The organism is Hymenobacter cheonanensis (assembly GCF_030581075.1).
GTDB lineage: Bacteria > Bacteroidota > Bacteroidia > Cytophagales > Hymenobacteraceae > Hymenobacter.
Window position 1 is genome coordinate 43,645 of record NZ_JAUQSW010000001.1, and the last position, 21,833, is coordinate 65,477.

Annotated in this window: 19 protein-coding genes; 13 read left to right on the top strand and 6 right to left on the bottom strand. The window is 63.7% G+C overall.

The annotated features are described in order from the left end of the window. Window positions 1–60 precede the first annotated feature (60 nt). From Q5H89_RS00230 to Q5H89_RS00240, 3 genes are all read left to right on the top strand, one after another. On the top strand, window positions 61–468 hold the full coding sequence (locus tag Q5H89_RS00230) for a GlcG/HbpS family heme-binding protein (protein ID WP_305017268.1): 408 nt from the start codon (window positions 61–63) through the stop codon (window positions 466–468). A 140-nt stretch (window positions 469–608) separates the two neighbouring features. Further along, window positions 609–4,124: a methylmalonyl-CoA mutase family protein gene (locus tag Q5H89_RS00235; protein WP_305017269.1), complete on the top strand. Its 3,516-nt coding sequence runs from the start codon at window positions 609–611 to the stop codon at window positions 4,122–4,124. Window positions 4,125–4,201: 77 nt separating this feature from the next. Continuing rightward, complete coding sequence (locus Q5H89_RS00240; RefSeq protein ID WP_305017270.1) at window positions 4,202–5,107, top strand: DUF6438 domain-containing protein; 906 nt, start codon at window positions 4,202–4,204, stop codon at window positions 5,105–5,107. Window positions 5,108–5,364: 257 nt separating this feature from the next. On the opposite strand, the gene Q5H89_RS00245 is transcribed toward Q5H89_RS00240, so the two are convergent. Next, on the bottom strand, window positions 5,365–5,913 hold the full coding sequence (locus tag Q5H89_RS00245) for an REP-associated tyrosine transposase (protein ID WP_305017271.1): 549 nt from the start codon (window positions 5,911–5,913) through the stop codon (window positions 5,365–5,367). Between the two features lie 286 nt (window positions 5,914–6,199). Here Q5H89_RS00245 and Q5H89_RS00250 point away from each other — a divergent pair, with 286 nt between their 5' ends. From Q5H89_RS00250 to Q5H89_RS00280, 7 genes are all read left to right on the top strand, one after another. Then, entirely contained in the window at window positions 6,200–7,483 is a 1,284-nt protein-coding gene (locus Q5H89_RS00250; protein WP_305017272.1) for a M20/M25/M40 family metallo-hydrolase, read from the top strand. 96 nt (window positions 7,484–7,579) lie between these two features. Next, on the top strand, window positions 7,580–8,665 hold the full coding sequence (locus Q5H89_RS00255) for a hypothetical protein (protein ID WP_305017273.1): 1,086 nt from the start codon (window positions 7,580–7,582) through the stop codon (window positions 8,663–8,665). Window positions 8,666–8,753: 88 nt separating this feature from the next. Continuing rightward, entirely contained in the window at window positions 8,754–9,569 is an 816-nt protein-coding gene (locus tag Q5H89_RS00260) for a polysaccharide deacetylase family protein (protein ID WP_305017274.1), read from the top strand. Window positions 9,570–9,625: 56 nt separating this feature from the next. Beyond that, on the top strand, window positions 9,626–10,498 hold the full coding sequence (locus Q5H89_RS00265; protein WP_305017275.1) for an aldo/keto reductase: 873 nt from the start codon (window positions 9,626–9,628) through the stop codon (window positions 10,496–10,498). Window positions 10,499–10,693: 195 nt separating this feature from the next. Next, window positions 10,694–11,776, top strand: a complete 1,083-nt coding sequence (locus Q5H89_RS00270; RefSeq protein ID WP_305017276.1) for a hypothetical protein — start codon at window positions 10,694–10,696, stop codon at window positions 11,774–11,776. A 42-nt stretch (window positions 11,777–11,818) separates the two neighbouring features. Further along, window positions 11,819–12,913 carry an OmpA family protein gene (locus Q5H89_RS00275; RefSeq protein ID WP_305017277.1) on the top strand — a complete coding sequence of 365 codons (1,095 nt, stop codon included), beginning with the start codon at window positions 11,819–11,821 and terminating at the stop codon, window positions 12,911–12,913. Window positions 12,914–12,973: 60 nt separating this feature from the next. Further along, window positions 12,974–13,345 carry a sugar 3,4-ketoisomerase gene (locus tag Q5H89_RS00280; RefSeq protein ID WP_305017278.1) on the top strand — a complete coding sequence of 124 codons (372 nt, stop codon included), beginning with the start codon at window positions 12,974–12,976 and terminating at the stop codon, window positions 13,343–13,345. Here Q5H89_RS00280 and Q5H89_RS00285 read toward each other — a convergent pair. The 3 genes from Q5H89_RS00285 to Q5H89_RS00295 all read right to left on the bottom strand — a co-directional run bounded on the left by Q5H89_RS00285 (window position 13,292) and on the right by Q5H89_RS00295 (window position 16,755). Beyond that, window positions 13,292–14,221 (bottom strand): glycosyltransferase family 2 protein, encoded by a 930-nt coding sequence (locus Q5H89_RS00285; RefSeq protein ID WP_305017279.1) that lies wholly within the window; start codon window positions 14,219–14,221, stop codon window positions 13,292–13,294. The two genes, Q5H89_RS00280 and Q5H89_RS00285, sit on opposite strands and share 54 nt — an antisense overlap. Continuing rightward, window positions 14,208–15,503: a hypothetical protein gene (locus Q5H89_RS00290; RefSeq protein WP_305017280.1), complete on the bottom strand. Its 1,296-nt coding sequence runs from the start codon at window positions 15,501–15,503 to the stop codon at window positions 14,208–14,210. Before Q5H89_RS00290 ends, Q5H89_RS00285 begins: the two co-directional genes overlap by 14 nt. Before the next feature lie 244 nt (window positions 15,504–15,747). Then, complete coding sequence (locus tag Q5H89_RS00295) at window positions 15,748–16,755, bottom strand: GNAT family N-acetyltransferase (protein WP_305017281.1); 1,008 nt, start codon at window positions 16,753–16,755, stop codon at window positions 15,748–15,750. A gap of 159 nt (window positions 16,756–16,914) precedes the next feature. Between Q5H89_RS00295 and corA the strand changes: the two genes are divergently transcribed. After that, complete coding sequence (gene corA, locus Q5H89_RS00300; RefSeq protein WP_305017282.1) at window positions 16,915–18,123, top strand: magnesium/cobalt transporter CorA; 1,209 nt, start codon at window positions 16,915–16,917, stop codon at window positions 18,121–18,123. A gap of 60 nt (window positions 18,124–18,183) precedes the next feature. Further along, window positions 18,184–18,387 carry a hypothetical protein gene (locus Q5H89_RS00305; protein ID WP_305017283.1) on the top strand — a complete coding sequence of 68 codons (204 nt, stop codon included), beginning with the start codon at window positions 18,184–18,186 and terminating at the stop codon, window positions 18,385–18,387. Window positions 18,388–18,463: 76 nt separating this feature from the next. Here Q5H89_RS00305 and surE read toward each other — a convergent pair whose 3' ends face one another. Continuing rightward, window positions 18,464–19,315 (bottom strand): 5'/3'-nucleotidase SurE, encoded by an 852-nt coding sequence (surE, locus tag Q5H89_RS00310; RefSeq protein WP_305017284.1) that lies wholly within the window; start codon window positions 19,313–19,315, stop codon window positions 18,464–18,466. A 152-nt stretch (window positions 19,316–19,467) separates the two neighbouring features. On the opposite strand from surE, the gene Q5H89_RS00315 reads away from it, so the two are divergent. Further along, the gene (locus tag Q5H89_RS00315; RefSeq protein WP_305017285.1) at window positions 19,468–21,225 is read left to right on the top strand and encodes a M14 family zinc carboxypeptidase; all 1,758 of its coding nucleotides are present in this window, start codon (window positions 19,468–19,470) and stop codon (window positions 21,223–21,225) included. Window positions 21,226–21,326: 101 nt separating this feature from the next. On the opposite strand, the gene Q5H89_RS00320 is transcribed toward Q5H89_RS00315, so the two are convergent. Next, window positions 21,327–21,791, bottom strand: a complete 465-nt coding sequence (locus Q5H89_RS00320) for a BLUF domain-containing protein (RefSeq protein ID WP_305017286.1) — start codon at window positions 21,789–21,791, stop codon at window positions 21,327–21,329. Window positions 21,792–21,833: the final 42 nt, after the last annotated feature.

A 21,833-nucleotide genomic window follows, 5' to 3' on the forward strand; every position in this document is an offset into this window, starting at 1 on the left:
AGTTGTAGAGGGGGCCGGCTACCTAGCCGGCTTTTTTCCCACCCTATTCCCCTCCGCATCATGGGTATCTCCCTCGAGCAGGCGCAAGCCGCCATCCAAGCCGCCCACCAGAAATCGCTCGACCTGGGCGTGAAAATGAACATTGCCATCGTCGATGCCGGCGCCAACCTCGTGGCCTTTGCCCGCATGGACGATGCCTGGCTCGGCTCGCTCGACATCTCAATTAAGAAAGCCAAAACGGCCCGCTTCTTCGACATGCCCACCGGCGACCTGGGCAAAGCCTCGCAGCCCGGCGGCCCGCTCTATAATATTGAGGTGTCGAACGGCGGCCTTATTACCTTTCCCGGCGGGCTGCCCATCAAGGATGGCAGCGGCAAAATAATCGGTGCCATCGGCGTATCGGGCGATTCGGTCGAGAACGACCACACCGTGGCCACGGCCGGCCTGGATGCCGTGGCGGGCAAGTAGCCTGCCCCGCTCAACACCCTCGGCAAAAGCCCCGGCCTACCCCGCCGGGGCTTTTTCGTACCTTTGGGTAGTCAAAAACGCGCTGCCAACTCATCGAGAGCCGGCCGCGCAGTAAACCTCCGCGCTACTTTCCCTCCCCCATGCATCCCACCCCCGCTGCCCCCTATAAGCCCAAAAACCACGTTCGCATCGTCACGGCCGCCGCGCTGTTCGACGGGCACGACGCGGCCATCAACATCATGCGCCGCATCATTCAGAGCAGCGGCGCCGAGGTTATCCACCTGGGGCACAACCGCTCGGTGCAGGAAATTGTGGACTGCGCCATTCAGGAAGACGCCCAGGCCATTGCCATTACCAGCTACCAGGGCGGGCACAACGAGTACTTCAAATACATGTTTGACCTCTTGAAGGAGCGCGGCGCGGGCCACATCAAAATCTTCGGCGGCGGCGGCGGCGTGATTTTGCCCTCCGAAATCGCGGAGCTGCAAGGCTACGGCATCACGCGCCTCTACTCGCCCGATGATGGCCGGTCGCTAGGCCTGCAAGGCATGATTAACGACTTGCTGGAACAGAGCGACTACCCCACCGGGCAGAAATTGAATGGTGAGGTTTCGCATATAAAGGAGAAGGATGCCCGCAGCATCGGCCGGCTGATTTCGGCGGCGGAGAACTTCCCCGAGGAATTTGAGCGGGTGAAAGGGCAGTTGGTGAGTGGGTTTCAAAAGCGGGCGTCACCTGACGCGGGTGACCTCACCCCCAGCCCCTCTCCTTGGGTAGCGGGGAGCCAGTCGGCAGCGGACGTTAGCGAACGTCAGGCTCCCCGCTCCCCAAGGAGAGGGGCCGGGGGTGAGGTTATACGGCAGGCCCCGATATTAGGCATCACGGGCACGGGCGGCGCGGGCAAGTCGTCGCTGGTCGATGAGCTGGTGCGCCGCTTTCTGCTCGACTTCCCGGATAAGACCCTAGCCATCATTTCGGTGGACCCCAGCAAGCGCAAAACCGGCGGCGCGCTGCTCGGCGACCGCATCCGGATGAACGCCATCAACTCGCCTAGGGTGTACATGCGCAGCCTGGCCACGCGCCAGAGCAACCTCGCGCTCAGCCGCTACGTGCAGGACGCGGTGGACGTGGTGAAGGCCGCCGACTTCGACCTGATTATCCTGGAAACCAGCGGCATCGGCCAGTCCGACACCGAAATCATCGAGCATTCCGACGTGAGCCTCTACGTGATGACGCCCGAGTACGGTGCGGCCACGCAGCTCGAAAAGATTGACATGCTGGACTTTGCCGACGTCATCGCGCTCAACAAATTCGACAAGCGCGGCGGCCTCGACGCCCTGCGCGACGTGCGCAAGCAGTACCAGCGCAACCACCAGCGCTGGGATTCGCCGCTGGAGGAAATGCCGGTGTTTGGCACCATCGCCTCGCAGTTCAACGACCCCGGCATGAACCGGCTCTACCGGGCCATCCTCAGCACGCTGGAGGAAAAGACGGGCGCGCAGTTTGCCTCGCAACTCGAAACCAGCGCCGAGCAGTCGGAAAAGGTCTACATCATTCCGCCCAACCGCACGCGCTATCTCTCCGAAATCGCCGAAACCAACCGCGCCTACGACAAGCGCGTGAGCGAGCAGGTGGCTATTGCCGAGGTGGCGGGCTCGTTTGCGACCCTCGCCAAACATTATCAGGATGCGCCGGCTAGCCCCGAAACCGCTGGGCTGGACTTTGCCAAAAACGTGCAAACCCAGCTGCGCCGCCTCGACGCCGACGCCCAGGCTATTTTGGAAAACTGGGAGGCTACCATCCAAAACTACCGCAACCCCGAGTACGTGTACAAGGTGCGCGACAAGGAAATCCGGGTCAAGACGCACACTACCTCGCTGTCGGGCAATGCGATACCGAAGGTGGCTGTGCCGCGCTACCTAGGCTGGGGCGACCGCTTGCGCTGGGCCATGCAGGAGAATTTTCCCGGCGAATTTCCCTACACGGCGGGCGTGTTCCCGTTCAAGCGCGAGGGCGAAGACCCTACCCGGATGTTTGCGGGCGAAGGCGGGCCGGAGCGCACCAACCGGCGCTTCCACTATGTGAGCAAAGGCTTGCCCGCCAAGCGCTTGAGCACGGCCTTCGACTCGGTGACGCTCTACGGCGAAGACCCCGACCACCGGCCCGACATCTACGGCAAAATCGGCAACGCGGGCGTGAGCATCGCCTGCCTCGACGATGCCAAGAAGCTCTACTCGGGCTTCGACCTCTCGCACCCCGCCACCTCGGTGAGCATGACCATCAACGGCCCGGCGGCCACGCTGGCGGCGTTTTTCATGAATGCGGCCATCGACCAGAACTGCGAGAAGTACATTCACCAAAACGGCCTCGAAGCCGAGGTGGATGCCAAAATCGACCAGATTTTTGCCGCCAAGCAGCAGCCCCGCCCCCGCTACCAGGGCGAGCTGCCCGAGGGCAACAACGGCCTAGGGCTGCTGCTGCTCGGCGTGACCGGCGAAGACGTGCTGCCCGCCGACGTGTACCAGCAAATCAAGGCCACTACCCTGACCCAGGTGCGCGGTACCGTGCAGGCCGACATCCTGAAGGAAGACCAGGCTCAGAACACCTGCATTTTCAGCACCGAGTTTGCGCTGCGCCTGATGGGCGACGTGCAGGAGTATTTCATCACCGAGAAGGTGCGTAACTTCTACTCGGTCAGCATATCGGGCTACCACATTGCCGAGGCGGGCGCCAACCCGATTACCCAGCTGGCGCTCACGCTCTCCAACGGCTTCACCTTCGTGGAGTACTACGTGAGCCGGGGCATGAACGTCAACGACTTCGCGCCCAACCTGTCGTTCTTCTTCTCCAACGGCATCGACCCCGAGTACGCCGTTATTGGGCGGGTGGCGCGCCGCATCTGGGCCAAGGCCATGAAGCTGAAGTACGGCGCCAACGCCCGCAGCCAGATGTTGAAGTACCACATCCAGACCTCGGGCCGCTCGCTGCACGCCCAGGAAATCGACTTCAACGACATCCGCACCACGTTGCAGGCGCTCTACGCCATCTACGACAACTGCAACTCGCTGCATACCAACGCCTACGACGAGGCCATCACGACCCCCACCGAGGAAAGCGTGCGCCGCGCCATGGCCATTCAGCTCATCATCAACCGCGAGCTGGGGCTAGCTAAAAACGAAAACCCGCTGCAAGGCTCCTTCATCATTGAGGAGCTGACCGACCTGGTCGAGGAAGCAGTACTGCTCGAATTTGACCGCATCACGGAGCGCGGCGGCGTGCTCGGCGCCATGGAAACCATGTACCAGCGCGGCAAAATCCAGGAGGAAAGCCTGCACTACGAGATGCTGAAACACACCGGCGAATACCCGATTATCGGCGTCAATACCTTCCTTTCGTCCAAGGGCTCGCCCACGGTCATCCCGGCCGAAGTCATCCGCGCCACGGAGGAGGAAAAGCAGTACCAGATTACGATGCTCGACGCCCTGCACGCCCGCAACGCCGCCGCTTCGCCGGCCGCCTTGAAGCAGTTGCAGCGCGTAGCCGTGCAGAACGGCAACCTCTTCGCCGAGCTGATGGAAACGGTCAAAACCTGCTCCCTAGGTCAGATTACGAACGCCCTGTTTGAGGTCGGCGGGCAGTACCGTCGGAATATGTAGTTTGGTGGACTTCGGCATCTAGAAGGAAGTTGTCTGTAAAGGACGGCTTCCTTTTTCATTTTAAAGCATTTCGCCTTATGAGATATTTTTTCCTACTCTCCCTCCTCTTACAGCAATTTTCTGCATTAGCCCAAATAGACACTTTACAGAGTAAATCTAGCGTAGAGTCCTATTTAAAACGCCGATACCATTACAAAGCCATTACGCTGAACACAATAAATCTTGTCATTCAAGATACTAATACTGTGCAGCCAACTCACCCCGCATATTGGCTTAAAGCAGATTTTAACCACGATGGCAAGAGTGACTTATTTGCTTCTGCTACAGTTGAAAAGGGAAAACTGGATAACCAGAGTGAATTATTTATCCTTTCTAGTGAGGGCAATCATTATACTAAAGTCGATATTGTCGACCCTGTTAGTTACGTGTATAGTGGAGATGCCTCTTATAGTATTTATTCAGCTTCTGGAATGAGCTACCTCGTAATAACTACTTTAGTTCAGAAAATGCTAAGGCCGCAAGATATTAGGCATGGACACTATTTCACATACATCAGCGCGCGTGACACGGTATTTGTGCGGAACAATAAGCAAATTATTTATGCGAATCATCCTACACAATTAGCTATTGAGTCTGTAAAGTTTTCTGCAACTCAGTGCTTCGGTACTTGCCCAGTTTTCCAGCTTACTATTAATAAGGATGGCTCGGTGAGTTATAAAGGCATTCAGTATGTCAATAAAATAGGCGATTATAATCTTGCTATGCCAAAAGCAGAACTCTATTATCTTATTTCTTTACTGGATGCTATTAATCCACCGCGATTGAGCGACCATTATAGCGTTGATGTAACTGATAATCCAACAATTTATTTGGCTATAAGATATACCAACGGCCAAACTAAGTCAATCGAAGACTACGGAGAACGAGGAACATATGGGCTAGCCGTATTGCATAAATTCCTGTTAGATTTAAGGAATTTCTAACACATAAACTGGCACGAGTTTAGGCGCAGCCGTAACTCGTGACTGGCTATGAGTGGAGGTTGCACCTCCACTGTCGCGCTAGCGACACGCGGCGGCAGGCGAGGCTAGCAGAACAGGCTACTCGAACGTTATTTGCCGCTTTGCGGCAGTGGAGGCGCAGCCTCCACGTCATGGCTAGGCACGAGTTACGCTGCGCTAAACTCGCGCCAGTACTGCCAATATTTTCCTAGGGTAGCTGGAGGGGTTAAGCTGGTGGCTTAGTCGATTAGGAAGACTTCTAGTAGGCCGGGGCGGCCGGCGTAGTTGCGGGCGCTGCTGTAAAGAAAGTCTTCGGGCGTATCGACAAAGCCGGCTGCTACGGGGTTGCGGTGGAGGTAGGCTAGGCGCTGCTGGCGCAGGTCATTAGTGGGCAATTCGACTGGATGGTTGCTTTGCTGCCAGAACTGATACTTAGCATTGTGCGCGTTGCGCTGGCCAGCGCGCTCAAAAAGCCAGAGCATCCATTCGCGGCGACTTTCCTGCGCATTTTCTTCAATGGCGCGGAGCACCTCCTTGGCCGTGTGCCGCTTCAAGTCGCGCAGGATGCCGGATAGATTCTCGGCCTCGCTACTGATGATGAGGTGCGCGTGGTTGGTCATGAGGCACCAGGCGTATAGCTCCAAGCCTTTGTGCTGCTGGCAGTAGCGTAGGCTAGCCACGAAGATGTCATTATAGAGCCGGCGCGTGAATACGTCTATCCAATTGACGGTCGCGAAGCTGACGAAATACAATTGCTGCGAATCACGGACTTTGTATTTTTCACTCATCGCCGTAAAGTACTACCACAGGCAGCACTGACAAGCACTGGCAATACTGGCGCGAGTTTAGGCGAAGCCGTAACTCGTGCCTAGCCATGACGTGGAGGCTGTGCCTCCACTGCCGCAACGCGGCAAACTTGCGTTGGGGCTTTGGCTGTAAATAGAAAGTTCAACCGTTACTTGCCGCGCTGCGGCAGTGGGGGCGCAGCCTCCACCTCATGACTAGGCACGAGTTACGCTGCGCTAAACTCGCGCCAGCACTGCCAGTACCTTGTGAAAACTTCTTTAAACTACCATGAAAAAACTCTTACTCGCTGCCGCTTTGTTGGGTTGCCACGCCGCCCAGGCACAAAAGCTGTCTGCTACTGAGCGTAAGCTCGTTGCCTCGGTGCAGCAGCGCGTGCCGCAGACTGAAAAGCTGCTGGAGCAAGTAGTGAACATCAACAGCGGTACGCTCAACGTGGCGGGCGTGCGCGAAGTAGGCGCGGTATTCCGCAAAGAATTTGACGCGCTAGGGTTCAAAACCGAATGGGTGGCCATGCCCGCCAGCATGCAGCGGGCCGGCCACCTGGTGGCCCAGCACCAAGGCAAAAAGGGCAAGCGCCTCTTCCTGATTGGGCATCTCGACACGGTGTTCGAGCTGGATATGCCCTTCACCAAGTTCGCCCGGCTCAACGACTCGACGGCCACCGGCCAGGGCGTGAACGACATGAAGGGCGGCGATGTGGTAATACTGGCCGCGCTGCAGGCCCTAGCGGCCAATGGCTTGCTCAAGAATGCCAGCATCACGGCCTACTTCACCGGCGACGAGGAGCGCGGCGGCGAAGGCTCCGAGGCCCGCGCCGACTTTATTGCCCGGGCCAGGCAGGCGCAGGTGGCGCTAGCCTTCGAAAACGCCATCGACCGGCACACGGTGGCCACGGCCCGGCGCGGCAGTAGCAACTGGCAGCTGAAAACGGTTGGCACGGCGGCGCATTCATCCACCATTTTTAAGCCCACTGTAGGCTACGGCGCTATTTATGAGGTGGCCCGCATTCTCAATTCCTTCCGCGAAACGCTGAGCCAGGAGCAGTATCTGACCTTTAATCCCGGCCTTATTGTGGGCGGTTCGGAGGTGAAATATGAGGAGAAGAAAGCCCACGCGGAAGTAACTGGCAAAACCAACATCATCGCGCCCAGCGCGGCCGTGGCCGGCGACCTGCGCTTTCTCACCGAAGCCCAAAAGGAAGCCGCCCGCGCCAAAATGCACGCCATCGTGGCCCAGAGCCTGGCCGGCACCCGCGCCGAAATCACGTTCAGCGACGGTATCCCGAGCATGCCACCTACGCCTGGCAACCAGCAGCTGGCGGCCTTGGCCGACCAGGCCAGCCGCGACCTGGGCTTCGGGCCGGTAGTGGCCGGCGACCCGGGCGCCCGCGGGGCCGGCGATGTGTCGTACGTGGCCCAGTACCTCGACTGCCTCGATGGCCTGGGCGCGCCCGGCAAGGGGGCCCACGCGCCCGGCGAAACCATTAATCTGAAGGAGTTTCCGAAGCTGATTGAGCGCACGGCGCTCATGATTTACCGGCTTACGCGCTAGGCGGCTCTTCAGCTTCGCTAGCTTTGTTTACTTCATACACCGATTTTGCTTCCGTCCCTTTCTACGATGTGGCTGTTGCGTAGCTTCTTTCTGGCAATGGCATCGACACTGGCCGCCGGGCCGCCGTCCGGCCCGGTGAGCCCACCTAGCCGGTGCACGCACAGCAGCTATTGGTCGCCGCGGCGCTGGCGGGGCACTATCGGGCCGCAGCCCGTTACGCTGGAGCTGGATTCGGGGCGCTGGGGCTATTCGGGCAGCTACTATTACGACCACCGGGGGCAGTTGCTACGACTTGGGCAGGATAAGCCGAAGCAGCACCAGCCCATAACCCTGAGCGAGGGCGACCTCCGCCCCACGGGCTACTGGCTGGTGGGTAGCGCCGTTGGGCCCCAGCTAAGCGGCACGTGGCGCAGCCCCGATGGCCGCCGCAGCCTGCCGCTGGCCCTGCACGAAACCTACACCGATGCCGCGCGCTACCAGAACGAAACCTGGGAGCTGACACGCTACGAAGCCGAAGAGGGCAACGACCACCTCGACTCGGCGCATTACGCGCAGGACTACCTGCGCGTGTACCTGCCGCACAACCCCGTGGCCGAGCAGCGGCTGCGACGGGCGCTGGCCCCCCCCGTGCCCGCCGCCCACATGCCGCAGCTGCTCGATACACTGGTGGGCAACCGGCAGAGCCGCCTAGACAGGTATTACTTCGATGGCATGAAACTGGTCATTTATAATAGCAACTACCTGCTGTCGGTGGTGCAGCTCGACCGGTTTACTTCTCCCGACGAAACGATTGGCGCCGGCCCGCGCGAGTGGTGGCAGGGGCACACCTTCGACCTGCGCACCGGCCGGCCAGTGCAGCTAGCCGACTTGCTGGTGCCGGGCTACCAGGCCCGCCTGCGCCAACTGCTGCGCAAGGAGCTACAAGCCGTGTGGACCAACGTGCACTACGCCGAGGTAGGGCGCAGTGGCAAGCTACCGGCCGGGGGCTTTGTAATAACCGCTACCGGGCTCTGCTTTGGCTACGACGACCGCGACGATGAGGACCTGGCCTACCCCGGCCCCTACCACGCCGACCAGGAAATCGAGGTAGAAATTTCGTACCGGGACTTGCTGCCGCTCATCCGGCCGACTGGCCCGCTGGCGCCGGTGCTGCAAGAGCGCGGGCTGCTACCCAGGAAGTAAGCGCCGCTAGCCCGCCGCCGCCTGCCACGGACCTTATCTTGCGCGGGCTGCCTTAGCGGCAGCTTTTCTCCCTAGCCCGAGTTGCTTTATGCGTAGCCCCAAGTACCTGGCCCTGGCAGCGGCGTTGCTCGCTAGCCCCGCCGCCTTTGCCCAAACCACCAGCGTGTGGAACAACAAGCAGTGCGCCGTGGTGCTGACCTACGACGACGCCATCGACGCCGACCTCGACCGCGTGGCCCCGGCCCTCGACTCGCTAGGGCTGCGCGGTACGTTTTACCTCATTGGGTCGTCGCCGGTGGTGAGCAAGCGGCTGCCCGAGTGGCGGCTAGCCGCCCAGCATGGGCACGAACTCGGCAACCACGCCCTAATGCACCCCTGCGATGGCAGCCTGCCCGGCCGCAGCTTCGTAACGCCTGATAACGACCTGAGCAAGTACACCGTGAGCCGCGCCGTGGCTGAAATCCGGACTAATAACACGCTGCTCAACGCCATCGACGGCAAAACGAGCCGCACTTTCGCCTACCCCTGCGGCGACCGGCAGATTGGCGGCGTCAATTTTTACGACCAGCTCAAAGCCGACTTCGTGGCCGCCAGGGGCGTTACGGGTGGCCTGCAAACGGCCGCCCAGGTAGACCTCACTAACGTGGACTGCTACTCTATTAATGGCCAGGGTGCCAGGTATATGCTGGACCTGGTGAAGCAGGCGCAGCAGGCGCACACGCTGCTGGTGTTTCTGTTTCACGGCGTGGGCGGCGGGCACGCGCTGAACGTGGACCTGGCCGCGCACCGCCAGCTGCTGCGCTACCTCAAGGCGCACGAAAAAGACATTTATGTGGCCCCGATGGTAGAGGTGGCCGAGAAGATTCGCACTTACCAAGCGGCCAACGGAACATCGGGAAAGTAAACCTGGGCCGAAAGCGACTGTTTAGAGCACGTTACTTTTCCACTTTTGGCCAGCCCATGTCTACCATCACCATTGCGCCCAATTCGGCGCAGCCCCTCACCGTCAATCGCCTCGGCTACGGCACCATGCGCCTCACCGGGCCCCAGATTTGGGGCGAGCCCGCCGACCGCCCGCAGGCGCTCGAAATCCTGAAAACGGCCGTGGCCAGCGGCGTTAACTTCCTCGACACGGCCGACTACTACGGCGACGACGTGACGAACCGCTTGATTTTCGAGGCGCTGCATCCGTATTCGAAAGACCTGGTAATCTGCACCAAAGTGGGCGCCACCCGCCGGCCCGATGCCAGCTGGGTGCCCTTCAACACGCCCGAAAACCTGCGCACCAGCATCGAAAACAACCTGCGCACCCTGCGCCAGGAGCAGGTGCAGCTCGTGCACCTGCGGCTGATGGGCCACAGCGCCGTGCCGCTGGAAGAGCAGCTCGGCGCCATGTTCGAGATGCAAAAAGAAGGCAAAATCCAGCACGTGGGCCTGAGCAACGTGAGCCCCGCCGACCTGGAGAAGGGCCTGGCCCTGGGCGAAATCGCCACCGTCGAAAACATGTACGGCTACGCCCAGCGCACCACCCTGCACGACGCCCACGGCGAAACGCAGGGCGGCGAGGAAGTGCTGGCCCTGTGCGAGCAGCACGGCATTCCGCTGGTGCCGTTTTTCTCGCTCGTGCACGGCCTGCCCAAGGCCGGCGATAAAATGGCCGAGCTAGCCCGCCAGCGCGGTGTATCGGAGGCGCAGCTCAACATTGCCTGGCTGCTGCACAAGTCGCCGCTGCTGCTGCCCATCCCGGGCACGTCGTCGCTGGCCCACCTGCGCGAAAACCTGGCGGCGGCCGACATCCAGCTCAGCGCCGAGGACATGGCGTATCTGAGGTAGAAACGTAGTAAGCCCGTCTTGCACAGTTGGCAGCCGCTCGTCAAAGCATTTTTACCGCCTCCCTAAATGGCGCAGTAGAAATGCTTCGATAGGCAGCCGCCAGCTAAGCAGGATGGGCTTTTTATTTTTCAACAGGCTCATCCACGCGCCGGGTTCAGAAAAAGCCACTAGGCCGGGCGCTAACTTGGCGGGCAAATGCCCGAATCTGCCGCGCTTCTTTCCGCCTTAATTTCCCGCATTGCCGCCCTGCAATCGACCGGCGATGCGCACTACCTACCGGGGCTTTTTCCGAGCCAGCGCCGCAGCCGCCCACTAGGCCTGTGCCGCGAAGATTCCAACGTCTTCTTCACGGCGCTCACCATCTTCACGTTGCAGGAGCTAAGCGCCCAGCTGCCGCCGGCCGCTCAGGCCCTAGTGGCCACGATGGCCGAGCGAGCCCGCGCCACTTACCCGCACTACCGCAGCCGCGACGCGCAGCCTACCTACAACTACTACCAAACCCAGCCGCGCAACCACTTTCCCAACGGCCGCCTGCTGCGGCGCTTCACGCAGTTTGCCCCGCCCGACGACGTGGACTGCACCGTGCTGGTATACCTCGCCGACCCTGGCCCGGCCCACCACGCGGCCTGGCTGCACCACAAGCTGCAAGCCCACGCCAACACGGTAGCTGCCTGGGCCAGCACCGGGCCGGCGGCGTTTCGGCGGCGCAAGGTTTACTCCACCTGGTTTGGCAAGCACATGCCCATCGAGTTCGACGTCAGCACGTTGTCGAATGCGCTGCTGTGGGTGGTGCGCAGCCGGCTGCCGCTGAATGAGTTTGATACCGATAGCCTGGCGCTTATCGAGTGGGCTGTTACCTCGGGGGCCTACCGGCACAACCCGCTGGGCGCGTCGCCCTACTACGCCACGGCCCCGCTCGTGGCCTACCACATCGGGCGGCTGGCGGCCGAGGTACCGCAGCTAGGGGCGGCGCGGGCGGCTCTGCTGCGCGAGCTGCCCGCGCTGCTGGCCGCTAGCCCACATTTTATGGATAAGCTACTGCTGGCCAGCACGCTCCGGCGCCTGGGCGGCGCGCCCGCGCCGCTGCTCGCTACGCACTGGACCCTGGCCGAGCTGGAGCAGCGCACCCAGGGGCTGGATTTCTGCATTGCGCCGCTGCTCAACTACTACCCGCACACGCGCTGGCTGGCCGGCTGGCGCCTCAGCCACCTGGCCTGGGAGTGCCCGGCCCACTCGCTGGCCCTAGTGGCCGAGTACCTGGCCCTGGGCGGGCAATAGCCAGGACAGCGCGGCGTTAGGCGAGTTGGTTATTTTAGCTGCATGAAACGAGTTTTTCGGCTTTATCTGCTGCCGGCACTGCTGCTGGCGGGCCCCGCTGGTGCCCAATCGCTGACCGGGGTGTGGCAGGGGGTGGAAGACGAATTTGATAAGAACCGCTACTGCCCCTCGGTGCTGCGCGTGCAGCAGCGGGCAGGCACCGATTTGTTCGGCATTCTCTTTCAGCAGGCTGGCAGCCAGGCTGGTATCACCGTCACGTTTCAGATGGAAGGTACGCCCACGCCCGCCGGTATGCGGCTGGAGCACGCCGGCAAGCTCGCCGAAACCGGGCAGTCGCGCTCGCGCTACTGGTGCGGCAATGGCACCATTGCCTTCACCTACGATGCGGCCCAGGAAAAGCTGACCGGCCACGCCGAGTACGCGCCCTACGGCAACTGCGACACGGGCGAGTTTACGTTTTACCGCGTCAAGCTGAAATCGGCCGCCACGGTGCCGGCCAGCGCGCTGAGCACGCTGCGCGTAACGGGCCGCGAGGTGCGCTGGTACGCCGACGCCGAGCGCACGCAGCTGGTGGCCACCGGCAACACCTACCCCACCCGGCTGCGCAAAACCACCACCTTTTACCTGACGCAGAATTTTTACCCCACCGCTGAAAGCCCGGTGGTACCCATCACCATCCGGGTGAGTGAGGCGGCGCCGACGGCCGCCCTGGCGCCGGCGCGCCCGGCTCCCGCGCCCCCCGATACGCTGGCCCCCCGGCGAATTGCGCTGCGGCTGCCGCCCGCGGCCGGTCTTCCGCCGGTGGCGGCCAGCCCGGTGGTGCTGCCCACCGTGCTGTTTAAGGTAACCACGGCCGAGCTGCTGCCCGCCGCCCGGCCGGCCCTCAATGCGCTGGCGGCCGAACTGCAAGCCCACCCCGACCTGCGCCTGCGCATAGCCGGCCACACCGACCGCGTGGGCGAATCCAATAAGAACCAGCAGCTCTCGGAGCAGCGCGCCGAGGCCGTGAAGGCCTACCTCGTGCAGGCCGGCGTGGCCCCCGGGCGCCTGAGCACGGTGGGCTACGGCGATACGCGGCCCCTGTACCCCGCCCCCGACGCCCGCAACCGCCGCGTGGAGGTGCAGCAAGTGCCCTAGCGGCGGGCCCATTCGGTGGCCCGGGCGGCTAGGCCTATCTTTGCCGGCCATTCCAGTTGCATGACGCTTCCTTATCTTTTTACCCTTCCCAGCCATGGCGCGGCCGACAGCGGCTGGCTCACGGTGGCCGAGGCCGATGGCCTGCCCTTTGCCGTACGGCGGGCGTATTGGATAACGGAGGTGCCCGCCGGCCGGGTGCGCGGCCGCCACGCCCACCACACTCTCGAACAGGTATTAGTGGCCGTGCACGGCCGCATCACGCTCACGGTTAAGGCCGAAGGCCAGGCGCCGGTCGAGTTTTGCCTCGCGCAGCCCACCCAGGCCCTGTACCTGCCGCCCCACTGCTGGCCCGAGATTCACTTTGGCCCCGGCGCGGTGCTACTCTGCCTGGCCTCGCAGCCCTACGACCCGGCCGACTACATCCATGAGTAGCTGCCAGGCTACGCGGGCGGCCGCCCACTGGCGGCGGCGCAGGGCGTGGCGCAGCTCGTAGCGTAGGCGGCGGGCCAGGGTGCGCGCCTCGGCGGGGGTGCGGCACAAAGCCAGCGCCTTGCGGCACACGGCCAGGGTCGAGTCGAGGTAGGGGTCCTGGCGGGTGGTTACCTGGGCGCTCATGCTGCGCGGGTGCTTGCGCTTGCGGGTCGTCACCACATCCTGGTACTGGAAGCGCCAGTCGCGACTAGCCCGCACCCAGAAGTCGAAGTCCTCGTAGCTCAGCGCCTCGTCGTAGCCGCCCAGCGCCAGCAGCGTGGCCCGGCGCATGAGCATGGTGGGCGAGCTGATAAAGTAACGCCCCAGCACCTCGCCAAACACCCAGCCGCTGGCCGGGCGCGGGTGCAGCCGGCCGCGCCCATCGGCGCGGTGGTGCAGGCCCAGCGGCTGGCCGGCAGCCGAGATGAGCGCGCAGTTGGAATACACCACCCCATAGTCGGGCGGCAGGCTCAGCAACAGCGCCACCTGCTGGCTGAGGCGGTCGGGCAGCAGCACATCATCAGTGGCAAAATCGACGATAAACTCGCCCTGGCTTTGGAAAAAGGCCTGGTTGAAAGCGCGGCAGTTGCCCACGTTTTCGGGCAGCAGCAGCAGGTGCCAGCCGGGGTGCGCGGCGGCGTATTCCTGCAAGATGGCCGCGCTGCCATCGGTGCTGGCATTGTCGACGAGCCACACTTCGAGCGGCGCGTAGGTCTGGGCCAGCACCGAGTCGAGGGCCTCGCGCAGGTAGGGCGCGTGGTTGTGGCACAGCGCCACGATGCTGACGAGCGGCGCCGGGGCCACCAGCGGCGTAAAGGGAGGGCTAGCGTTTTCCACCGGCTTTTCCGAAATAAAACCAAACGGCACTAATAAGCATCATTAAGCAGTAGTGCGTGGCGTGGGTGATAACCATGCCGGGCAGCCCCAGCCGCGGCAAGATATTGACCAGCAGCGACGTGTAGAGCAGCACGCCGCCCGCCTGCATGGCCAGGTAGGGCAGCGCCCGCGCCCGCACCAGCAGCGTGTACTGAAAAACCCAGCTCACGAACTTGGCCCAGTCGCCGAGCAGCTGCGGGGCCAGCAGCGGCGCGGCGGCCGCCAGGCGCGGCGCAAACAGCAGCGTGAGCAGCGGCTGCCGCAGCGCATACAGCAGCCCTAGCCCGGCGGCCAGCCCCACGGCCAGCAGCCCGGCCACGGTGCCCACGTAGCGGCGCTGCTCGGCGGGCGCGGCAGCCAGCGCGGCCAGGCGCGGGTAAAAAACGGTGTTCAGCACCGCAATAACCACCAGGGTATAATTATCAGAGAGCTTGACGACGGCCTGCCACAAATCGGTGGCCGAGGGCGCAAAGTGCGCAATGAGGTAGGCCCGCACCACGTATTCCACCGCCCGGCCAAAGAGCAGGTTGCCCAAGGCCATGAGCAGAAACCGGGCTAGCCCGCGCAGCGCCACCCGGCCCGGCCAGTAGCGCCCCGGCCAGCCTTGCAGCAGCCCGGCCCGGCTAGCCAGCCGCAGCGCCAGCCCAAACGTGAGCGCCTGCCCCACCACGTAGCCCAGCAGCACCCGCCCCAGCGGCTGCCCCAGCGCCAGCAGCCCCGCCACGGCCGCCGGCCCCAGCACGCTCAATACCGTGGTAAGCAGCACGTAGGCCCCGCGCCGCCGCGCCGCCAGCAGCGCCACGCCCAGCAGCGCCTGCCCCGCCACCAGCAGCATGGCAATGGTGAAGACCAGCGCCCTACCTGCCGGCCACGCCGGCCCACCCAGCAGCACCAGCAGCAGCCCCGCCCCGCCTATCAGCCCCGCCACCAGCCACGCGGCGGCTCCCAGCCACAGGCCGTGGCGCGGCCCGCCGGGGCGCAGCGGCGCCAGGTAGGTGGTGGCGCCCAGCTGCACGCCGTCGGTGGGCAGGGCCCCGAAAAGGGCCATCAGGTTCTGGAGCTGGGCTAGCTGGGTGAGGCCGCCCGGGCCGCCGTACAGGGCCAGCAGCTTGCTCAGGACCAGGGCCCCGGCCGTGCGTGCCGCCACGGCCACGCCCGTGCCGGCCGTGCCCCGCACAAAGGTGCGCAGGTGGGCCACCAGGCGGGTGGGCGGGGCGGGTGCGGGGGCGGGCGCGGCAGGCAAGCTGGAAAGGCTTTAGAAAGAAAATTTGAGCAGAAAACAAACTTAGAGTAGTGCTCAGCCTATAATAGGGGCTGGCTCGCCGCTCGTACTACCCCACCCCCGGCCCCTCCCCTTTGCGAGGGGGGAGCTGGACGTCAGCAGACGGTAGCGAGCGCTAGGCTCCCCTCTCCCGAAGGGGAGGGGCCGGGGGTGGGGTCTGGCGCCAGGGCTGCAATAGTGCAGTCAATAAAGTGTTTCCCACAATTCACAAACGCTTCTGCCAGGTCAGGCGCAGGCCGGCCACGCCGCCCAGGCGGCGCTTAAAGTCGAGCAGCGGCACGTTGGGCTGCCGGGTGCCGGGCAGCGTAGAAGTGCCTAGGTCGAGCAGCTCGGAGCCGGTGGCGCGGGCAAAATCGTGCAGGCCCTCGTAGAGCAGCAGCGCGGGGCTCAGCTTCTTCAATCGCAGCGCACTAGCCACGTAAAAGGTGTACAGCACCCGGCTACTGACCTGAATGGCCACGGCCAGCGCCGCCCAGTCGCCGCCCGGCTCGCGCACCGACAGCAGCAGGTGCTGCCGCGGAAACGCCCGCACCACTGCTTGCAAGCGCTCAAGCGGCAGCGAGAGCGGCGCCTGCTGCCGCTCCTGGCGGCAGGCCTGCATAAAATCGTAGGCCCAGGGCAGCGTCAGGGGCGGCTCCTGCTCCAGAAACAAGCCCGCCTGGTGGCACTTGCGCAGGGCGCGGCGCTCATTGGGCCGCAGGTGGGCGGCGTAGTCGTGGGCGGTGGGCAGGTGGTAATTCTGCTCGGCCAGCACCACCTCGTAGCCGCGCTGGCGCAGGGCCTCGGCCTCGGTGGCGGCCCCGGCGGGGTCGTAGCAAAAGGCGTAGCTGCGCACTTCCAGCTGCTGCTGGCCGCGCTGGCGCAGCGCGGCCTCGGTGGCTTCCAACAGCGGGTGCAGGGCTGCCACGGGCAGGCCGGGGGCTAGCTGCACCCCGCCAAAGCTGGCCTGCCCTGGCGAGCGCGCCAGCCCCGGCTGAGCCGGGTCGGGGGCGGGCACTACAAAAAGCTGGGCCACGGTGCGGCCGGCGGCGGGGTCTTCAAGGTAAAAAGCCAGCACCGGCTGGCCGTGCGCCTGCAAAGCCTGGTGGGCCGGCGTCAGAAACAAAAAGGGTTCGAAAGCCAGGGGCAGGCGCGGCACGGCCGGGGGCTGGCCGGGCGGGCTTTCGGCCTCGTATACGGCCCAGGTGGGCGGCGAAGAAAAAGCAACAGGCACGTTTTTAGAGGCAGCTAGGGGGTACGCCGGGCTTGCCCCGGCCCATGGTGGGGCTAGCCCGCCAGCGGCGAGGGCTGCCAAAGTACGGCACTGCCCCGGCAGCTTCTTTGCTTCTTCATCTTTGCAGGCCCATCTTTCGCAGTAGCTCAGCTTTTGTTCATGGAATTTTCTGACTCGCCGGCGGCCCCGGCTACCCGGCCCGGCTCCTTCCGCGATGCGAACGACGCGCCCCCCGGCCTGCCCCCCGACCCCGACCGTGAGGCCCGCCGCCAGGCGCTGTATCAGAATGTGGGCCAGCGCCCCGGCACCTTGCACGTGCAGCCCGACGCGCTGAAGCCGCGCCTGTTCTTAATCTCTTACGACGAGCATATGCACGAGGAGGCCGAGTACACCGGCCGCTTCGACGACCTGGTGGCTTATCTGCGCGCCCATCCCGAACTGAAGCACTGGATAGATGTGCGCGGCTACGGCGACCTGCCCCTGATGGAGCGCATCATGGAGGAGTTTGGCCTGCACCCGCTGCAAATGGAAGACGTGCTCGGCGACTACCAGCGGGCCAAGGTGGAGGTGTTTGACGACAACCGCCTCTTCCTCGTGTCGCGCATGACCGAGTTTACGCCCCAGCTCACGGTGCACGACGACCAGCTGTCCATCTTCACCGGGCCCAACTACGTGCTCTCGTTTCAGGATGACTACGACGACTGCCTGGAGGTGCTGCGCAACCGCATCCGGGCCAATTTCAGCCAGTTGCGGCGCAAGTCGGTGGGCTACCTGGCCTACGCCCTCACCGACGTGGTGCTCGACCACTACTACCCCACCATGGCCGCTATCGGCGACTACATTGAGGAGCTGGAAACCAGCATCTTCGCCATCCCGCGCGAGCGCCGGCTGCTGAGCCGCATCCTGCGCATCAAGAAAGACGTGGTGCGCTTCCGACGCCTCGTGTACCCCGAGCGCGATAAAATGTCGGAGATTTTGCGCCTGCCCGAAGAGGTGGTGCCCGAAGAAATAAAGGTGTATTACCGCGACGCCTACGACCACGCCATTCAGGCCCTGGACCTGGCCGAAAGCTACCGCGACAACATTTCCTCGCTCACCGACCTCTTCCTCTCCGACCAGAGCAACCGCATGAACGAGGTGATGAAGGTGCTCACTATCATCAGCTCCATCTTCATCCCGCTGAGCTTTGTGGTGGGCCTCTACGGCATGAATTTTCAGCACGAAGACAGCCACGGCCACCTGCTGCCCCTGAACATGCCCGAGCTGTACTCGCCGCTGGGCTACCCTATTTTGCTGGGGGTGCTCACGGCCATTGTGTGCATCCAGCTTTATTATTTCTGGCGTAAAGGCTGGCTGAGCCGCGACTAGGGCTGGTTCACAGGGGCTTCACGCTGAGCGTACTATCTTGAAAGAGAATCTGTATGCTTTATGAAATCGTTGTTGGTTGTGCTGAGCTTACTGCTGCTGGGGCTGCTGGCATCGCTGGCCGGGCACAGTGCGCACCATAAGCACTACGCGCCCGCTGGCGGCCCGCTGGCGGGCGCGCCGCAAGCGCCGCCCCGCGTGGTGCGCAGCCCGGCCGTGGCGCGGCAGCACCGCCTGGTGCGGGCGGTAAAAAGAGTTAAAAGCTAACCGTGACAAGTTGAAAGTGAAAGGCCTCAAAAGGCAGCCTCCATTTTCGACTTGTCACGGTTAGCTTTTGACGCTGCTACTGCGCCGCGGGGCCGTAGTCTTCGCTGGGCATGGGCTGCGGGGGCGCGGCGGCGGGGCCGGCGGGCGGCAGGGCCAGCTGCCAGGCGTCGGCCATGGCGGCCAGGCCCTGGTAGTTGGTGAGGTCGTACTGGCAGGGCACCACCGATACGTAGCCGGCGGCCAGCGCCGCCTCGTCGGTGTCGAGGCCGGTGTCCTGGTTCACAAACTCGCCCAGCAGCCAGTAGTAGGGGCGGCGGTAGGGGTCGTGGCGCTGCTCGAAGCGCTCCTGCCACTTGGCGCGGGCCTGACGGGCCAGCCGGATGCCCTGGATGGGGCTATCGTTCTTCGGAATGTTGACGTTAAGGGCCGTGCCGGCCGGAATGCCGTGGGCCAGCGCCTGGCGGCACACCTCCAGCACCCAGGGCCCGACGTGCGAAAAATCGGCGTCGTGCCCATAGTCGCACAGCGAAAAGCCGATGGCGGGCAGCCCCTCAATGGCCGCCTCGATGGCCGCCGACATGGTGCCCGAGTACAGCACATTCACCGCCGAGTTGGAGCCGTGGTTGATGCCCGACACTACGAGGTCGGGCCGGCGGCCTTCGAGCACGTAGTGCTTGGCGATTTTGACGCAGTCGGCGGGCGTGCCGGTGCAGGCGTAGGCCGTCACGTCGGGCCCAAAAATATCGGATTTATCGAGCCGCAGCGGGTGGCCGATGGTGATGGCGTGGCCCATGCCCGACTGCGGGCTGGCGGGCGCCACCACCACAATTTCGGCCTCAAGCTCGTGCATGAGGCGCACCAGGTGCGCAATACCGGGAGCCGTGAGGCTGTCGTCGTTGGAAATAAGAATGAGCGGACGGGCGGACATGAATCGAAAAAAGGGGTGTCATGCTGAACGCAGTGAAGCATCTTGCGTGGCGCAGTAATCTTTAACGCAAGCAACGGGCGAGCAAGATGCTTCACTGCGTTCAGCATGACACGCTAGTGGGGTTCGTTGCTGGCAAAGGTACTTTCGCCCCCATGTTCCTCGCCTCGCTCCTGTTCGCCGCCTCGCTCCTCGCCGCCCCTAGCCCACCGCTCACTACGCCCTTCGAGCGCGACCCGCAGCACAACACCACCGCCACCTACACCGAGTGCATAGCCTTTTACAAGGAGCTGGCCGCCGCCTACCCGGCCACCATGCAGCTGCGCGAGGCCGGCCCCACCGACAGCGGCCAGCCCCTGCACGAGGTGGTGCTCTCGGCCGACGGCACCTTTGAGCCGGGGGCTAGCCGGGCCAAGGGCCGGCCGGTTTTATTCATCCAAAACGGCATTCACCCCGGCGAGCCCGAGGGCATCGACGCCAGCATGCTGCTGGCCCGCGACCTGCTGCGCGAGAAGAAATACCGCGCGCTGCTGAGCCAGGTTACAGTCGTCATCATTCCGGCCTACAACATCGACGGCATGCTGAACCGCAACAGCACCACCCGCGTGAACCAGAACGGGCCGCGGGAATACGGCTTCCGGGGCAATGCGCGGCACCTCGATTTGAACCGCGACTTCATCAAGCAGGACTCGCGCAATGGGCGCTCGTTTGCGGAGCTGTTTCGGAAGTGGCGGCCCGAGATTTTTGTCGATACGCACACCTCCAACGGCGCTGACTATCAGTACACCATTACACTTATTCCGACCCAGTACAACAAGCTGGGCCCGGTGCTGGGGCCGTATCTGAAAGACAAGCTGCTGCCCGCCCTGTACAAAGGCATGGACCAGAAGCACTGGCCCCTGACGCCCTACGTGGACTTTGAGGGCGAAACGCCCGAGAGCGGCCTGCGCGCTTTTCTGGAAAGCCCGCGCTACTCGACTGGCTACGCGGCGCTCTTCAACAGCATCGGCTTCATGCCCGAAACGCACATGCTCAAGGCCTTCGGCCCCCGCGTGCGCGCCACCTACGATTTGCTCCTCACCTACGTGCAAACCGTGGCTAGCCAGGCCCCCGCGCTGCTGGCCGCCCGCGCCGCCGCCGATGCCGCCCTGGCCGCCCAAACGCAGTTTCCGCTGGCCTGGGCGCTCGATGAGCAGGCCAGCGGCACGGTGCAGTTTCGGGGCTACGAGGCCGGGCACAAGCCCAGCGCCGTGAGCGGGCAGCCGCGCCTCTACTACGACCGCGCTAGGCCCTACGTGCGGCCGGTGCCCTTCTACAACACCGCCCACGCCACGGTGGAAGTAACGGCGCCCGACGCCTACGTGATTCCGGCCGAATGGACGGAAGTGCTTGACAAGCTGCGCCGCAACGGCGTGGTATTGCGCCCGCTAGCCCAGCCCCTGGCCGGCGCCCTCCAAACCTACACCGTGGAGGATTATAAAACCACCCCGCGCCCTTACGAAGGCCACTACCTGCACGCGCAGGTGAAGCTTGCTGCTTCTCAGGCGGCTCAGGCTACCCTGGCGCCCGGCTCTTACCTGGCGGTGCTAGCCGAGCAAGGCCCGGCCAAGCGCTACCTGGTCGAGACGCTGGAGCCGCAGGCCACCGACTCATTCTTTGCCTGGGGGTTTTTCGACAGCATCTTGCAGCAGAAAGAGCACTACTCCGACTATGTGTTTGAGGACCTGGCGGCCGAGTTTCTGACTAAAAACCCCGCCGTGCGCCAAGAGCTGGAAGCCAGGAAAAAAGCCGACCCGGCTTTTGCCGCCAGCGGCCCCGCCCAGCTCGAATGGGTGTATCAGCATTCGCCCTATGCCGAGGCCGGCTACCGCCGCTACCCGGTGCTGCGCTGGGTGGGGCCGGTGCCGCGCTAGGCCACCCTGAGGCATTCCTTTACTAATCAGCCTACTTCTAAAGCCAACGGCCACCCTGCACAGGGTGGCCGTTAGTATTTTAGGCGGGGTGCGGGGCTGCGCTAGGCGGCCACCGGCAGCGGCTGGGCAAAGCTGCTGAGGAAGCGCCGCAGCGCTTCGGGCACGTGCACCACCAGGCTAAAGGGACTGATGCGGCCGGGCTGCTGGGCTAGCGGCAGGTAGCCGGTGGTGGTGCGCAAATCCTGGGTGGCGGCGGGCACGAAACCCATGCGCCAGTCCGGAAACATGCGGCCCTGGGCCGGCCCCTCGTGCAGCACAAAGGCGTGCTTGTGGCGCGGGTCGCGGGCAATGCGGGCGTAGAGCGCGTCAATCTCATCGCGCGGGCCCTCAATTACTTGCACAAACTCCTTGGTATCGGCGGCGTAGAGCAGCAGGCCCGTGAGGCGGTGGTCTTGGTTGTGGGCGCGGGCCTGGCGCAGCAGGTCGGCCAAGGCCTCGGGCGGCATGCCATCGCCGGTAGCCAGGCTGTGGTAAATAATCTGGTAGAGCGGCTGGGGGGCAAGCATGAACGCAGCAGACGTAGTAATACAGCCTTCTATACGAAGCTT